Here is a 15040-nt window from a genome sequence, read left to right on the forward strand (position 1 = left end):
CAGCGGTTCAATAGCCGCTACCCACTTGCAGTCTACGTATATGTCTACGTATAGTTAGGTCATGCCGAACAAGACGATCTACGTATCCGATGATGACCTGAAGCTGTTTCAGCGCGCCCAGGAATTGGTGGGGGGAAATCTTTCGGGCGCGATCGTTACGGCGCTGCGGCGTTTCATCGAGCTCGAGGAGGGCCGCATCGAGGGCTACGAAGAGGTGGTCCTGAAGGTGGGCAAGGACGGGGTCCGGCAGGTCCGGTTCTCCGCCGCGCAGCTCGCCGAATGGCACCAGGTGACCAACGAGCGCATCGAGGACATCCGGGTGTACCGCACACGCAAAGGCGCGTTCGCGGTGCACAGCCACTACTCCAACTGGTCGGAGTTCCCGACCGACACCAACATCCTGAAGGACTGGCGGCAGTGGCGTCGCTTCCTCGGTGTGGGCGAACAGAATTGGGGCGATTTCGACCTCCAGGTCTTCGACGACGTCGCGGACCTGCAAGGCAAGATCCCCGATCGCCTCTATGCCCGCGTGGTGGACGCCACCGAGCACCCCAGCATCGAAGAACTCGATATCTGACCCGAAGTCGTTGAAACACAACTGAACAAGCCTCGCTTTGTCCACAAGCCAGTGGGCACGGCTCAGCTGAGGCATGCATTAATGCATATCCATTTATGAGAGGGACACTCATGAACCCCGGTTACGGCCCGGCCATCTCGGTCACCGGCCTCAATAAATCCTATGGCGAGCACATCGTCCTCGAAAGCCTCGACTTCGAGGTCGCCGAAGGCAGCGTCTACGCGCTGCTCGGCCCCAACGGCGCGGGCAAAACCACCACGGTGCAGATCCTCTCGACCCTGACCAAGCCGGACGGCGGCGAAATCGGCGTCGGCGGATACGATCCCGTCACCCAAGCCGACGAGGTGCGCTCGGTGATCGGCGTCACCGGCCAGTTCTCCGCCGTCGACGAACTGCTCACCGGCCGCGAGAACCTGCTGCTGATGGGCGATCTGCATCATCTGCCACGGGCCGAAAGCCGCCGCATCGCAGAGGATCTGCTGGAGAAGTTCGATCTGGTCGAGGCCGCGAACAAGGTGGCGAGCGGCTACTCCGGCGGCATGACCCGCCGCCTCGACCTGGCCATGACACTGGTCGGCTCGCCGCGCATCATCTTCCTCGACGAACCCACCGTCGGCCTGGATCCGCGCAGCCGCCGCGCCATGTGGGACATCATTCGCGACCTGGTCGCGGGCGGCGTCACCATCTTCCTCACCACCCAGTACCTGGAGGAGGCCGACCAGCTCGCCGACCGGATCGCCGTGCTGCACGGCGGCCGCATCGTAGCCGAGGGCACCGCCGACCAGCTCAAGCGCATGGTGCCGGGCGGCTACATCAAACTCGACTTCGCCGATCGCACCGGCCTCGATGCCGCGGCCCGGGTCTTCGGCGAGGCCGCGCAGGTCAACGGCGATCTGACGCTGGCCATTCCGAGCGACGGCGGGGTGCGCTCGGTGCGGGAAGTCCTCGACCGCCTCGACGCCGCGCGAGTCGAACCCGAGGGGCTGTCCGTGCACACCCCGGACCTGGATGACGTATTCCTCGCCCTCACCGGCGCGCCCGAGCAGGAGACCTCGCGATGAGCACCCTCACCACCACCTACGCCGATTCCAAGACCATGCTGCGCCGGAACCTGGTGCACGCCAAGCGCTATCCGTCGATGACCTTCGCCCTGGTGGTGATGCCCATCGTGTTGCTGCTGCTGTTCAACTATGTGTTCGGCGGCGCGTTGAAGGGCGCGACCGGCGGCAAGTACATCGACTACCTGACGCCCGGCATGATGCTCATCATCCCCGCGTACATGGTTGCGGGCGTGGCGGTTTCGGTCTGCACCGATATGACCAAGGGCATCGTCAACCGGTTCCGCACCATGCACATCGCGCAGTCGGCGGTGGTGACCGGCGAGGTGGTCGGGAGCCTGATCCAGGGCCTGCTGGGCCTGACCGCCATGACCCTGGTGGCGCTGGCCGTCGGCTTCCGGCCCTCCGCCAATGTGGCGGAATGGCTGGCCGCCTTCGGGCTGATGGCCCTGGTCATCTTCGCGCTGAACTGGCTGGGCGCGGCGTTCGGCATGGTCGCGCAGAATCCGGAGAGCGCCAGCAATATGCCGATGCCGATCATCATGCTGCCGTTCCTGGGCAGTGGCCTGGTGCCCACCGACACCATGCCGGCCGGGGTCAAGCAGTTCGCCGAATACCAGCCCTTCACGCCCATCACCGAAACCGTGCGCGGGCTGCTGATGGGCAGCGAGATCGGGCACAACGGGATCCTGGCCATCGGCTGGTGCGTGGCCATCGCGGCGGCCGGATACTTCTGGTCCACTTCGGTTTTCCGCCGCAAGACCAACTGACGGATCACAGGTTCGCGGCGAGCAATACCTTTCCGCTCGCATTGCGGACCTGTACCGCCTTCACCTCGGCCGGTTCGGCCGAGGTGGTGCCGTCCGGGGTGTAGACCTCACCGGGTTCGGCCGTCCACTCCGACAGCTTGGATTGGGTGCCGTCGGCCCGCACCACCCACAGTTCCAGCTTCCAGTAGTACTCGTAATCGGCGGGCGGGTAGGCGCACCGCATGTCCACCCGGGTCTCACCGTTCACCGCGATCAGCTTGAAGGTCGCGGTGATCGGCGTCTCCGCCTCCGGGCGCAGCGCGCCCTCGGCCACCACCTGCTGCACCGCGACGGGTTCGCGCGCCGCCACGGTGGCGGTCACCGGCACCGCGATGGCCACGGCGGCCGCGGCGGCGGTCAGTGCACCGCCCAGCGACCAGAAACGCCTGCGCCGCTCGCGTTTTCGTGCCTGATCGGCCAGCCGGGGCAACAGGTCCGTCGGTGGCGGCGGCACCGTTTCCGGCGGATCCTCCTGCGCCGCAATGGAAAGCGCCGTATCTCCGTCGACCAACGACAGCAGGCCGGGCAGCCCGGCGAGTTTGCTCACCGCGGTCCGGCAGTGCTCGCAGCCCGCCAGATGCTCTTCGTATTCGCGGCGATCCTCGCGGGCGAGAGCGCCGAGCACATACGCGCCGTCCCAGGTGGTGTAGCCATCGCACAATTCGTGGCTCTCGATCATCTCGTCACCCCCATCTCCTGCAACACCAGTCGTAGTGCCCGCATGCCGTAGTGCATGCGGGATTTCACCGTGCCCTCCGGGATCTCCAGCTCCTCCGCGATCTGATGCGTGGACAGGCCCCGGTAGTAGGCGCGGACTATGACATCACGGTGATCGATGCTCAACCGCGCCAGGGCATCGGCCACCAGCCAGCCGTCGAGGGCTCGATCCGTGCGATCCGGCTCGGGCACCTCCGGCGGACGATCGGTGCGGAACTCCCGCCGGCTACGCGCGCTGCGATGCTCGTCCACGGCCAGATTCCGCGCCACCGTGAACAACCAGGCCCGCGCCGAGGTGGTGGACTGATCGAGCACATTCGGCCGCTGCCAGGCCCGCAAGAGCGCTTCCTGCACGATGTCTTCCGCCCGGCCCGGATCGCCCACCAGGCCGTACGTGTACCGCCACAGCGCGGCCGCGTGTTCTTCGTACAGCACACGCAGCAGCGCCGCCTGGTCGTCGGGCATCGGTTACCTCCGACCATTTCACGACACAACCGTGCCGGCGGTTCAGTTCCGTTCCAACTCGATCGGATGCGTGGCGAGCAGCGACAGCGGCAGCGGTTGCCGGCGCAGCACCTGCGCCCAGAGATCGGTCCGGCCTGCCAACGGATCGGTGGGGAGCGCGGAGAGCACGATCCAATCGCCGCGATCCATTTCGCCTTCCAGTTGCCCGAAGGTCCAGCCGGCGTATCCGGCGAAGACGCGCAGGCCCTCGATGAGCGGTGCGATCCGCTCCGGATCGGAGTCCAGATCCACCAGGGCGACACGACCGTCCACGCGTCTGAGCCCCTTCGTGCCCTGGAACGAGGTGCCGACCTTGACGGTGGCCAGGCACAGCGCCGCATCGCGTTTCACCGGTCCGCCGAGGAACAGCACATCGGGTTCGGCGGCCAGGTCGGCCCAGTTCGGGAGCACGTCCTCGACGGGAGTCTCGCTGGGGCGGTTGAGCACCACGCCGAGACTGCCCGCGTCATTGTGCTCGATGATGTAGACGACGGAGCGCCGGAAGGCGGGCTCGGTCAGGTCGGTCGCGGACACAAGCAGAGTCCCAGGACGTACCACCTGGTCCTCGTGCCGGAATTCGCGTCGAGAACGGTCACCGTGTTCCTCTGCGCGTGCCACGCAGCCCATCATCGCACTGCCGCTCACCGATTGCCCGGCTTAATTTCCCGACTGCCCAAATGCGCCGTGTCGTAGCTAGGGTGGCGCTATGGAACGACCCGAGGTGGTCCTCAAGAACAGCGACGCCGTGTACGACTTCTATCGCGATCATCAGCAGCAGCTGCTGAAGGCGCGCGGAGCCTACTGGCTGCTGGGCCGCCGCTACCGGCCGCGGATCAGCTACGCGCCCGGAGCCCGGGAGAAGTTGCGTGAGTTGATCTCCCGTAAGAAGCCGTTGCTCATCTCGATCAACCATCTCTCGCAATTGGATCCGTACACCGTGGCCGCCGCCGCGTGGGGCAGCGTGCTGCGGCCGGTGATCGGGCGGACCCGGGTGCTGGCCAAGGACGAGCTGTTCCTGGAGGACAAGCAGCGCGGGCGCATCGACATGATGGGCGGGATCCCGGTGTTCCGCGGCAAGGACCACGGGATTCGCGCGGTCAACGCGGCCGGGCAGCGGATGATCGACGTGTGCGCCGAGCGGATGGCGCGCGGGGACGGGATCGCGGTGTTTCCCGAGGGCACCTGTAACGACGTGGACCCCACCCAGGTGCAGACGGTGGGAACGGGCATCGGGCACATCGCCTTCCGGGCCAAGAAGCTCGGCGCGGACCCGGCGCTGGTGAGCCTGGGCCTGAGCTACGGCCCGCGCCCCGACCCCGAGGTGGAGCCCACCAAGGAGGAGGCGCGCTCGGCCAGCTTCTACTTCGGCGTCCCGGTCGAGGGCCTGCCCACCAAGCCCGCCGAGATCACCCGGATCGTCCGCGACGAATTGCAGATCGCGCTCGACGGGGCCGTCGCCGCCTACTGACCCCGTCGAAAGGGGCTATTGCTGCGGCAGATTCAGCCGTTCGCGCGACCATTGCGGCACGTGCGAGAGATAGTCCGGCCGCGATTCCACGAAGTGGTGCACCATCGGGCACAGTGGCAGGATCCCGAATCCCTCGGCGAGGGTCTGATCGAGCGCGCCCTGCACCAGCTTGCGCCCGTATCCCAGTCCCTCGAACTGCGGATAGATCTCGGTGTGCACGAAGGCGCGCTCGTTGGCCGTGTCCTGATACTGCGCCACCCCGGCGTCCTGCCCGTCGACGTACAGCTCGAACCGATCCAGCGCGGTGTTCTTGCGGACCTCGATCGACCCACTCGTCTCTCTCGACATGCCCACGACGCTAACCCGCCCGCGCTGCCCATTTGTCCGTATTCCCATTCCCGCAGCTCGGGCGTGTCGCGAAGTCGGCAATCGATCTTCACACTGGACGGGTGACGAACGCCCCCGCCCGCCGGATCATCCTCGCCCCGGACAAATTCAAGGGTTCGCTGACCGCCGCCGAGGTGGCGTCGGCGCTGGCCGCGGGCATCACCCGGGTGGCGCCCGGCACCGAGATCCGGCAGCTGCCGGTCGCCGACGGCGGTGACGGAACCGTGGACGCCTTCCTCGCGGCGGGCTGGCAGCGCGTGCCGTTGCACGCGCCCGGCCCGACCGGCCAACCGGTATCCACCGCCTACGCGCTCCGCCCAACCCGGCCCGGGGCGGAAGCCACGGCGGTGATCGAACTCGCCGCCGTGGTCGGTCTGGTGAAACTGCCCGGCGGACAGCAGGAGCCGCTGCGCGCCGGTACCTACGGGCTGGGTGTGGTCATCGCACATGCCCTCGATCGGGGTGTGCGCGATATCGTGCTCGGCCTCGGCGGGAGCGCCTCCACCGACGGCGGCGCCGGCCTGCTGCAAGCGCTCGGCCTGCGGATACTCGATGCGGAGAACCGTGAATTGCCGCACGGCGGTGGGGAATTGGGCCGCGCCGTGCGGGTGGATCGCAGCCACCTGCACCCGGCCCTGGCGTCGACGCGATTCACCCTGGCCAGCGATGTGGACAACCCGCTGCTCGGAACGGACGGAGCGGCCGCCGTCTACGGTCCGCAGAAGGGTGCGACTCCCGAACAGGTGCGGGAACTCGATGCGGCGCTGGCTGATTGGGCGCAGCTGATCGGTCCGGAATGGGCGGAGAAGCCGGGCGCGGGGGCGGCGGGCGGCACCGGATTCGGCGCGATGGCGGTGCTCGGCGCGACCGCGCGATCGGGTATCGAGGTGGTGCTCGACCTGGTGGATTTCCCGGCTCAGCTGACCGGGGCGGATCTGGTCGTCACCGGTGAAGGCTCCCTCGACGCTCAGAGCCTGAACGGCAAGGCCCCCACGGGCGTTGCCGAAGCCGCACGCCGCGCCGGAGTGCCGGTGGTCGCGGTCGCCGGTCGCATCCAGCTCACTCCCGGCCAGGTCCGAGCAGCCGGATTCGATGCCGCCTATGCCCTTTCCGAGCTGGAACCCGACCCCGCCCGCTCCATCGCGAACGCCGCCGCACTGCTGGAACTCGTAGGCGAAGGCATCGCGGCCGGCTGACGGCCCGGCGGGACGAGGGGAGGATCGGTGAGGACGCGGCGGTTGCGGTCGCCCCAGGCTTCCAGCGGGCGCAGGGCGGTTTCGAGTTCACGGCCCAGAGGCGTGAGCGAATACTCCACGCGCGGTGGGATTTCCGGGTAGATCTCGCGATGCACGATGCCGGTGGCCTCCATCTGACGGAGGTTTTCCGCCAGCACCTTCTCGCTGACGCCGGTAAGGGCCCGGCGGATTTCGCCGAAGCGCCGGGTGCCCGCGCCGAGCACCCACATGAGATGCATCTTCCACTTGCCGCCGACCGCGTCGATGGCGAGGGACATACCGCACACGTGGTGATCCGTGTCACCGTCGAGCTGCATCGCGACCTCCTGACCAGATTTCGAACCTTCGGGTAAGCAACCGAACTCGAACGTGCGTTCTTCCCGAACCTATCGGGTGCGACCACCATCGATTTCGGCGCCGACACCATCCACAGTTACGAAATCGAAGGGCACATCATGTCTGAGCAGCAGCATTCCGTCACCGTCGTCGGCCTGGGCCCGATGGGCAAGTCGATGGTGCGGGCGTTTCGCAAGGCCGGGGTCGAGGTCACGGTGTGGAATCGCAGCGCCGGCAAGGCCGATGAGATGGTCGCCGAGGTGGGGGCGCAGAAGGCCGCGAGCCCGGCCGATGCCATCGCCGCCAATCAGGTCATCGTGCTGAGCCTGACCCACTACGCCGCCATGTACGACGTGCTCGGGCCGGTCGCCGATCAGCTGAAGGGCAAGGTCGTGTTCAACCTGTCCTCGGATTCACCGGAGCAGGCGCGCGCGGGCGGGGCCTGGATCCGTTCGCACGGTGCGGAATTCGTCTCCGGCGGGGTGATGTCGGCGGGCGACGATATCGAGCATCCGGCCTCGTACATTTTCTACAGCGGAGCGCGCGAGGTGTTCGACGCGCACGCCACGCTGCTGCGCCCGCTCAGCCCGCAGGAGTACCTGGGCGCGGATGACGGTCTGGCGCAGGTCTTCTACCAGGGTTTGCTGACCATCTTCCATCCCTGGCTGCTGGCCTTCGATCAGGCGACGGCCATGATCGCGCGCTCCGGGCACGATATCGCCCGGTTCGTGCCGTTCGCGGTGCGCTCGAGCGCGGCGTTCCCGTACTTCATGGAGCAGTTCTCGGTGGCGAACCAGGCGGGCGGCTGGGCCGACCTGGCGAGCCTGAAGATGATGGACGCGGGCGCGCAGCACATCATCGACGCCAGCGCGGAAGTCGGTGTGGACGCTACCCTCTCGCGGACCGCACAAGCATTCTGGCGCAGGGCCATTGCCGCTTCCGAGGCAGCGGGAACGGCGGTTTCGACTTTCACGCTCATGCGGGGCGAGTCGGCCCGCGCATGATTCCGGCAGCACCCGGTCCGTCGCTACAGCGGCGGGCGGGATTGCGTAAAAGTTTGTGGCTCAGGCTGTTTCGGAGCCGATGCGCGGGAAGGGTGCGGTAGAGAAGATGATCTCCACCGGCACTTCGAAGTACTGCGCGAGCCGCAGCGCCAGGTGCAGGCTCGGGCTGTATTCGCCGCGCTCCAGATAGCCGACCGTCTGATAGTGCACGCCGAGCGCTGCCGCCAGCTCCCGCCGGGAGATGCCGCGCTCGGCCCGCAACATGGCGATCCGGTTGTACAGAACTTCAGTAGGCACGCTGCATAGCCTTCTCGCGCCGTGCCGCCACCCGCGACCCGGACTCCCGGCGCGCCATCCGCCGCAGCACGATCGGCGCGAGCAGCAGTCCGGCCACGGTCCAAACACCCAGCACCGCAAGGGTTTCCCAGACCCGCCAGGACTGTCCCAGTTCGACCGCCACCGCATCATCGGGCAGCAGCGCCGAGCGCATCCCCAGACCCAGCCAATAGATCGGGAACACCTGCCCGACCGCCTGTAGCCAGCCGGGCAGTGCGGTGATCGGATAGAAGATTCCGGAGATGGCCACCAGCCCCATGATGGGGAAGGAGATGAACCCGATACTGCGCGGGCTCTCGAAGACCGACCCGACCACCGCGCCCAGAGGCAGCGTCGCCAGCAATCCCAGCACCATCACGCCGATCAGTGTGGCCCACGCGCCGGCCGAATCCAGGTGCACCCCGCCGACCACCGCCGCGCCGAAGGCCAGCAGCGCCACCACCTGGATGAGGGTCAGCGCGGAGGAGAGCGTGATCTTGCCGACCAGGTAGCCGACCATCCCGTTGGGAGTCGCCTTGGCGCGCAACAGGGTTCCGTCCTCGCGCTCCAGGGCGAGATATTGCGCGATGCCGAGGGTGCCGGTGAAGGCCAGCGTCATGCCGAGCACACCGGGCAGCGCCAGTGCGCCCAGCCCGAAGCCGCTGCCCTCGTACTTGCCGTCGCGCATGAAATACAGCGCCACCAGAGTGAGCACCGGCCAGAAGAATTGCGCGAACAGATCCATACCGGTGGTCATGGTCTGCCGCAGTTCGATCAGCCCGCGCCGGAGCCCGGCCTTGACCGCGACCGCCGTCGGATTCATCGGACCTCCTCCAGGCTGCGGACATCGGCCTCGCCCTGTCCGGATTCGTAGCGTTGCACCAGCGTCATATAGGTGTCCTCGAGCGAGGCCCGCCGCACTTCGAGCTCGCCGATAGCGTCGCCGTACTGCTGGAACAGCCCGTAGACGAACTTGGTCGATTCGGTGGTGGCATGCACGAAGCGCTGCCCGTCCCGGGTCCATTTCACTTCGGCCTCACCGGCGATGCGCCGGGAGAGCTGATCGGCGGAGCCGTCGGCGATGATGCGGCCGCCCGCCAGAATCAGAATCCGGTCGGCCAGCTTCTCGGCCTCGTCCAGGTCGTGGGTGGTGAGCAGGATGGTGGTCTGCTCGTCGTCGGCCAGCCGGTGCACCAGATCGTGGAATTCGCGGCGGGCCTGTGGATCGAAGCCCGCGGTCGGCTCGTCCAGGAACAGCAATTCGGGCCGGCCGACAATGCCGATGGCGACGTCGAGACGCCGGCGCTGGCCGCCCGAGAGCGACATGACCTTGGCGTTCGCGTGTTCGGTGAGGCCGACGGTGGCGATGAGTTCGTCGGTGTCCCAAGGGCGCCGGAGGGTTTCGGTGGAGTACGGGGCATAGAAGCTGCCGGTGTATTCGAGCAGTTCGCGCACCCGCCATTTGCCGTGATCGCGCCAAGATTGCAGCACCACGCCGATGCGGGCGCGCCAGGCTTCGTCACCGTGCGCGGGGTCGGTGCCGAGCACGGTCACCCGCCCGTCGGAGCGCATCCGGAAGCCTTCGAGGATTTCGATGGTAGTGGTCTTGCCCGCGCCGTTGGGTCCCAGCAGAACCAGTACCTCGCCCTGGTGCGCCCGGAAGGTGACCTCTTGCAGTACATCCCGGGCGCCGTATCGCATCCGCAGCTCTTCGACGTCGAGCACGATGCCTTCGCCGACAGTCATATGTCCGCCCCTAGGTAGTGAAAACCCGATGAGATGTAGCATACCTACTACATTTCGACGCGAACAAGCTGTTTACCGGGGGGAATGGAAAGGCCCGCGACCTGACGGTCGCGGGCCTGGGCTCCGAAAAAGCAGGCGGCCCCGGGACCTGGGGTCCCGGGGCCGCTGTCGACTTCTGCTCAGCGCGTGCAGAGGAACTCGACCGCGGCCGCGTAGCCCTGGATCCCCATGCCCGCGATCACCGCCGTCGCGATCGGCGAGACATAGGAGTGATGCCGGAACTCCTCGCGCGCATGCACATTGCTGATGTGCACCTCGACGATCGGCACCTCCGGAATCACCAGTGCGTCCCGCAATGCCACCGAGGTGTGCGTCAATCCACCCGGGTTGATGACGATCCCCGACGCGAACCCGCGCGCCGCGTGGATCCGGTCGATCAGCGCCCCTTCGTGATTGGACTGGAAGGCATCGGCCTCGCGACCGAACCGCGCCGCGGTCTTGCGGCACAGTTCGACCACATCGTCGAGGGTGTCCGCGCCGTACACCTCGGGCTGTCGGGTGCCGAGCATGTTCAGGTTCGGGCCGTTGAGCACGAGAATCGGACCGGTATCAGCCATGCGCCGAGCCTAGCCGGAGGCTTGCGGTTCAGAGCCCGCGCGGCCCCTCGGCGCGCAGATCGTCGACTTTGCTCATGGCGGTGCGCAATTCCGCCAACCACTCCTCGGCGTGCTTGCCCGCCAGCTTGACCGTCCAGGCCAGCGCGTCGGACCGGGAGCGCGCCACGCCGGCGTCGACGAGGGTGTCCAGGACCTTGCGTTCGGGCTGGCGCAATCGCGTCATGACCGGAACGGCCAGGTGGGTGAACATGATTCGCTCACCGCCGACCGACACGCCCCACGCCACATTGCGCTGGTAGCGGGCCTGCGCCTCCTGGGCGATCTGCATGCGGGCCGGGCGGGTGGATTCCCGGAAGCGGGCGATGAGCCCCTCGCGGGTGGCGGCGGGGACTTCGCCGGTGACCTGGTCCTGCGCGTCGTCGCCGGCGGATTCGGGTGCGGGGATGGGGAGTTCGCCGATGACGACGATTTCGTCGCGATCGATGTCGAGGGTTGCGGGCCCGGTGAACCAGTCGGCGGGCAACCTTCCAGCGAACCAGTCGGGTGCGTCTGCCGCGTCCGGAAGGTCGGCTTGCTGCCAGCCGCCGGGGCGACCGAATCCGTGTCCACGATGTCCGTGTCTCATGTTGGTCACACTCACTAACTGCATGGAGTTGTAATACTGATTACAACGTTACGTCGAATTCGGGCACCTGGGTTCCGCTCTCGGAGAACGGGGTTCGCCCGAATCGGCGGGACCGGCGGCGAGTGCTGTCAGCAGTAGAGGCCAACCGGTCTGCATTGGCTCGAATACGCCAGGCCCCGTAACCGACCGGTGATCATGTAAGTGGTCCCTCCTGGCCGATTTCGGCACTATGGTGGTGCTCAGTGCTAGTACGCCTGGTGGAAAGGTGGAACCGCGAGGCTTCGACACGCGGTACCGTGGTCCCGTTGCTGATGTGGCAAGAGTGAAGAGTGGGCGATATGGATGTGTGGGGATCCCGCCGCTTCCGGGTGCGCGGCACGATCGCGCTCGCGGCAGTAGCCGCGATTGCGATCGCGATGGGGTCATGCTCTTTTCGGGAACGAGCGGGCGGGGCGGAAGCCGTGGTGGAACGCTTCACCACCCTGCTCGACAAAAAGGACTACGAGGGCGCGGCGCGGCTGACGTCCTATCCGAGCGGCGCCTCGGCAACGTTGAAGCAAGTCTTCGAGGGGCTCGATCCGGGTAAGCCGGACTACGAGATGACCCAGTTCATCGGACTCGACGGCAGCACCGGGCTGTTCAGCATGACCGGCGCCTGGAACTTCGGGGACAAGAAGAACTGGAAATACGATCTCCAGGGCACCGTGCGCAAACTCAGTGTCGGCTGGCGCATCTCGTGGGATCCGGCTCTGGTCATGCCGCAGCTGGACTCGAAACGCAATGTCAAGCTGGTGCGCACCTATGCCCAGCCCTCGCCCAAGGTCAACGACATCGTCGGCGCGCCGCTGATGACCGAGCAGGTCATCAATGTGGTGAAGCTGGACCCGAGCAAGACCGGCGACCTGGTCGGTTCGTCCAACGCGCTGGCCGACGCCATCGAACCGGTGGCGCCGCTCATCACCGGACCCAGCCTGGTGCAACAGGTATCGGCGGCGCAGGGCAAGGCCATCACGGCCGTGCAACTGCGCGAGGGTGACTTCGCGATCCTGGAGTCGCGGCTGGCGCCCATCCCCGGCGTGGTGCTGGAGAAGCAGCCCCGGCTCATCTCCGCCGACCGCCGCGTCTGGTCGCCCATGCTCGACGCGCTGCGAAAAGTGTGGCAGGACAACAACGATCAGCGTGCGGGCTGGGGCGTGCAGCTCTTCGACCCGGACGGCAAGTTCGTCACCCAGCTCGCCGGTGAGCAGGGCCCGCCCGGACCCGATATCGCCGCCACCATGGATCAGCGGTTGCAGCGCGCCACCGAGGATGCCGTGGTGAGCGTCGGCACGCCCGCCTCCATCGTGGCCATCCAGCCGTCCTCGGGGGCGCTGGTGGCCGCCGCGCAGAACAGCCAGGCCAGTGCGCACGGGTCGGTCGCCTTCACCGGGCTGTATCCGGTCGGCGGCATGATCGAGCTGTTCAAGAACATGGCCGCGGTGGCCAAACACAAAGCGCCGCAGGATGTCTCGGTCAACGATGCGGCCGAAGCGGCGACCATGCTCGGCGTCGGGCTCGACTTCCAGGTGCCCGGCCTGGACGAGACCACCGGACGGCTGCCCGCCGGCAAGAACGGCGCGGAGACCGTGAGCCGCGGCAATGCGGGTGATTCACTGCTGGCCAGCCCGTGGGGGATGGCGATCGCGGCGGCGGCCATCGCCAACGGTCAGGTACCCAAGCCCATGATGGTGATCGGCAGCCCGGCGAAGACCGAGGCCGACACCCCCGCCATGCCGGGCGATGTCACCGACCGGGTACGCACCCTGCTCCGGGAGGGTTCCGCCGCACCCGAACTGGCGTCGCTGACGCGCTACGCGGGTGTGCAGGCCATCTCCGCCACCGCCGGCAACAACGGCTGGCTCATCGCCACCATGGGTGACCTGGCCTTCGCCATTCACATCGACGATGTGGATTCCGGGGATATGACCGCCCGCATGGCGGCCAGGTTGATGCAATCCCTGGCGACGCCGGATTAGCTGGGACCGAACGTGAATGGGCCCCGTCCTACCCGGACGGGGCCCATTCGTTCGGCAGGGGGAGTGCTCAGCGCAGGGCTTTCATGGCCGCGCGCCAGCCGAGCAGGAACAGGGCGAGCACGCTGGACGCGACGATGATGAAGCTGAAGGCGATGCCCTGCCCCGAGACCACGCGCAACAGCATCCCGGCCACCAGGGTGCTGACCCAGATGATGACGCCGGTCGGCCACAGTCTGCGGCCGTCGAAACGCTTTGCGGCGGAAGCCCCCTCGCGCCCCGCGGCGACCGCCACCGCGATCACCCAGCCCAGCACCAGGCCGGTGGCGAAGGGCCAGAGGGTGCGCAGCAATCCGGTGACGTCCTCGTTGTGACTGCGGCGGCCGATCGCGCAGAACACGATCACCAGGATGGCATCGACGACGAACGGCACCAGTTTCTTCACGGGCACAGGGTAATCGGCCGGTCCCGGCCCGCTGTGCAGGACACCCGGTCCGGTCAGCTCGCGGCGGGATCGGGCGGGGCGTTCGGCCGGCGGCGTTCGACCGCCAGCGAATTGCGCTGTTCGAACTCCTTTTCCAGCTCGGTGTCCCCGGCCTGAGGCTTCCGGAACAGGAACAGGAAGACGATCCAGCCGACGATCGCCACCATGATGAAGCTGACCAGCCGGTAGAGGAAGGCCGCCGCCACCGCCTGCGCGGCCGGCAGCCCGGCCACCGCGGTGAGCGAATAGATCAGCGTGGCATCCACATAGACGATGCCGCCCGGCGCCAGCGGAATGGTGCCGACCGCCTTTCCGGCCGCGAACACCAGCATCAGCCCGGCCAGCCGCGGCTCCGCGCCGACCGCGTAACAGGCCGCGCCCAGGCAGGCCACATCCGCGAGCCGATGCACCAGCGCCCACAGCGTGACCCAGGCGCCGTCCCGCTTGCCCAGATCCACCGACTCCAGCTGGGCCAGCACCTCGCCGACCTTGTCCATGCCCGCCTCGGCGGGCCGGTGCCGAATCCGGTTGACCAGCCGCAGGATTCGGCGCAGCAGCCCCTCCACCCCGCCGGGATGATTCGAGACGTAATTGCCCGCCCACACCAGCAGCGCCACCGCGCCCAGCGTCAGGATCACCTTGGTCGGCCCGATCCGGTCCCCGGCCAGCACCGCGCCGAACAGGCCCAGCAGCGCCAGCCCGGCCGCCGCCACCACCCCCGACATGACCAGCTGCCAGGACGCCACCAGCGGGCTCGCGCCCCAGCGCCGGGTCTGCCGATAGGTGAAGGCGGTGGAGAACACCTGCCCGGCGGGCAGCGTCAGGGCCATCCCGGTCGAGCCGTACACCACCGAAACCGATTTGCGCTGCGAGACATCCACGCCCCCGGCGTGCAGCAGCTGTTTCTGAATGCGGCCGTATCCGCTCATCGAAACCGCCTGCATCCAGATACAGGCGGCCACCCATCCCCAATGGATTTCGGTCAGGTTCTTCCAGGAATCGGCCAGGCGCGGATACAGATATGCGCCTTCGGAAATCAGCAGCGCCGCGCCGAGCACCCATTTGGCCCACCAGAACCTGCTACGGCGCGAGTTATCAGTGGGCGGCGCGGGTTCGCCGTCCAGATCACCATGGGCCGTCACGTCG

18 protein-coding genes and 1 pseudogene are annotated in these 15040 nt (G+C 67.4%); 7 read left to right on the forward strand and 12 right to left on the reverse strand.

Features of this window, described 5'->3' with window-relative positions; translation table 11 throughout:
• Window positions 1–61 precede the first annotated feature (61 nt).
• The 3 genes from NI1_RS36165 (at window position 62) to NI1_RS36175 (ending at window position 2405) form a co-directional block, all read left to right on the forward strand.
• Entirely contained in the window at window positions 62–577 is a 516-nt protein-coding gene (locus tag NI1_RS36165) for an EXLDI protein (RefSeq protein ID WP_067830765.1), read from the forward strand.
• Window positions 578–687: 110 nt separating this feature from the next.
• Complete coding sequence (locus NI1_RS36170; RefSeq protein WP_067830766.1) at window positions 688–1638, forward strand: ATP-binding cassette domain-containing protein; 951 nt, start codon at window positions 688–690, stop codon at window positions 1636–1638.
• Complete coding sequence (locus NI1_RS36175; protein WP_067830767.1) at window positions 1635–2405, forward strand: ABC transporter permease; 771 nt, start codon at window positions 1635–1637, stop codon at window positions 2403–2405. The genes NI1_RS36170 and NI1_RS36175 overlap by 4 nt, the downstream gene beginning before the upstream one ends.
• Before the next feature lie 4 nt (window positions 2406–2409).
• Here NI1_RS36175 and NI1_RS36180 read toward each other — a convergent pair whose 3' ends face one another.
• From NI1_RS36180 to NI1_RS36190, 3 genes are read right to left on the reverse strand one after another with little or no spacing between them, the layout of a single operon-like run.
• Complete coding sequence (locus NI1_RS36180; RefSeq protein ID WP_067830770.1) at window positions 2410–3123, reverse strand: anti-sigma factor family protein; 714 nt, start codon at window positions 3121–3123, stop codon at window positions 2410–2412.
• Complete coding sequence (locus NI1_RS36185; protein ID WP_067830772.1) at window positions 3120–3626, reverse strand: sigma-70 family RNA polymerase sigma factor; 507 nt, start codon at window positions 3624–3626, stop codon at window positions 3120–3122. Before NI1_RS36185 ends, NI1_RS36180 begins: the two co-directional genes overlap by 4 nt.
• Window positions 3627–3668: 42 nt before the next feature.
• Entirely contained in the window at window positions 3669–4283 is a 615-nt protein-coding gene (locus NI1_RS36190; protein ID WP_439957336.1) for a YqgE/AlgH family protein, read from the reverse strand.
• Between the two features lie 88 nt (window positions 4284–4371).
• Here NI1_RS36190 and NI1_RS36195 point away from each other — a divergent pair, with 88 nt between their 5' ends.
• Window positions 4372–5133: a lysophospholipid acyltransferase family protein gene (locus NI1_RS36195; protein WP_067830773.1), complete on the forward strand. Its 762-nt coding sequence runs from the start codon at window positions 4372–4374 to the stop codon at window positions 5131–5133.
• A gap of 15 nt (window positions 5134–5148) precedes the next feature.
• On the opposite strand, the gene NI1_RS36200 is transcribed toward NI1_RS36195, so the two are convergent.
• On the reverse strand, window positions 5149–5481 hold the full coding sequence (locus tag NI1_RS36200) for a GNAT family N-acetyltransferase (protein WP_067830774.1): 333 nt from the start codon (window positions 5479–5481) through the stop codon (window positions 5149–5151).
• A 101-nt stretch (window positions 5482–5582) separates the two neighbouring features.
• On the opposite strand from NI1_RS36200, the gene NI1_RS36205 reads away from it, so the two are divergent.
• On the forward strand, window positions 5583–6716 hold the full coding sequence (locus NI1_RS36205; protein ID WP_067830775.1) for a glycerate kinase: 1134 nt from the start codon (window positions 5583–5585) through the stop codon (window positions 6714–6716).
• Between the two features lie 29 nt (window positions 6717–6745).
• Here NI1_RS36205 and NI1_RS37645 read toward each other — a convergent pair.
• Window positions 6746–7072, reverse strand: a pseudogene (locus NI1_RS37645) (winged helix-turn-helix transcriptional regulator); the annotation flags it as partial.
• Window positions 7073–7210: 138 nt separating this feature from the next.
• Between NI1_RS37645 and NI1_RS36215 the strand changes: the two are divergent.
• Window positions 7211–8095 carry an NAD(P)-dependent oxidoreductase gene (locus tag NI1_RS36215; RefSeq protein ID WP_067830786.1) on the forward strand — a complete coding sequence of 295 codons (885 nt, stop codon included), beginning with the start codon at window positions 7211–7213 and terminating at the stop codon, window positions 8093–8095.
• Window positions 8096–8155: 60 nt separating this feature from the next.
• Here NI1_RS36215 and NI1_RS36220 read toward each other — a convergent pair whose 3' ends face one another.
• The 5 genes from NI1_RS36220 to abmR all read right to left on the reverse strand — a co-directional run bounded on the left by NI1_RS36220 (window position 8156) and on the right by abmR (window position 11398).
• Window positions 8156–8392: a helix-turn-helix transcriptional regulator gene (locus NI1_RS36220; RefSeq protein ID WP_067830790.1), complete on the reverse strand. Its 237-nt coding sequence runs from the start codon at window positions 8390–8392 to the stop codon at window positions 8156–8158.
• Window positions 8382–9233, reverse strand: coding sequence for an ABC transporter permease (locus NI1_RS36225; protein WP_067830794.1), 852 nt, complete (start codon window positions 9231–9233; stop codon window positions 8382–8384). Before NI1_RS36225 ends, NI1_RS36220 begins: the two co-directional genes overlap by 11 nt.
• Complete coding sequence (locus NI1_RS36230; protein ID WP_067830796.1) at window positions 9230–10156, reverse strand: ABC transporter ATP-binding protein; 927 nt, start codon at window positions 10154–10156, stop codon at window positions 9230–9232. The genes NI1_RS36225 and NI1_RS36230 overlap by 4 nt, the downstream gene beginning before the upstream one ends.
• A gap of 179 nt (window positions 10157–10335) precedes the next feature.
• Window positions 10336–10773 (reverse strand): type II 3-dehydroquinate dehydratase, encoded by a 438-nt coding sequence (gene aroQ / locus NI1_RS36235; protein WP_067830798.1) that lies wholly within the window; start codon window positions 10771–10773, stop codon window positions 10336–10338.
• A 28-nt stretch (window positions 10774–10801) separates the two neighbouring features.
• Entirely contained in the window at window positions 10802–11398 is a 597-nt protein-coding gene (gene abmR / locus NI1_RS36240) for an ATP-binding transcription factor AbmR (RefSeq protein ID WP_067830935.1), read from the reverse strand.
• Between the two features lie 338 nt (window positions 11399–11736).
• Here abmR and NI1_RS36245 point away from each other — a divergent pair, with 338 nt between their 5' ends.
• Window positions 11737–13413 (forward strand): NTF2-like N-terminal transpeptidase domain-containing protein, encoded by a 1677-nt coding sequence (locus NI1_RS36245; protein WP_067830938.1) that lies wholly within the window; start codon window positions 11737–11739, stop codon window positions 13411–13413.
• A gap of 67 nt (window positions 13414–13480) precedes the next feature.
• Here the strand turns inward: NI1_RS36245 and NI1_RS36250 are convergent, their stop codons facing one another.
• Window positions 13481–13855 (reverse strand): DUF3054 domain-containing protein, encoded by a 375-nt coding sequence (locus NI1_RS36250; RefSeq protein WP_067830800.1) that lies wholly within the window; start codon window positions 13853–13855, stop codon window positions 13481–13483.
• Window positions 13856–13908: 53 nt separating this feature from the next.
• On the reverse strand, window positions 13909–15036 hold the full coding sequence (locus NI1_RS36255; protein WP_067830806.1) for a lysylphosphatidylglycerol synthase transmembrane domain-containing protein: 1128 nt from the start codon (window positions 15034–15036) through the stop codon (window positions 13909–13911).
• Between the last annotated feature and the right edge of the window lie 4 nt (window positions 15037–15040).

It is taken from the genome of Nocardia inohanensis NBRC 100128, assembly GCF_001612945.1.
Classification (GTDB): domain Bacteria; phylum Actinomycetota; class Actinomycetes; order Mycobacteriales; family Mycobacteriaceae; genus Nocardia; species Nocardia inohanensis.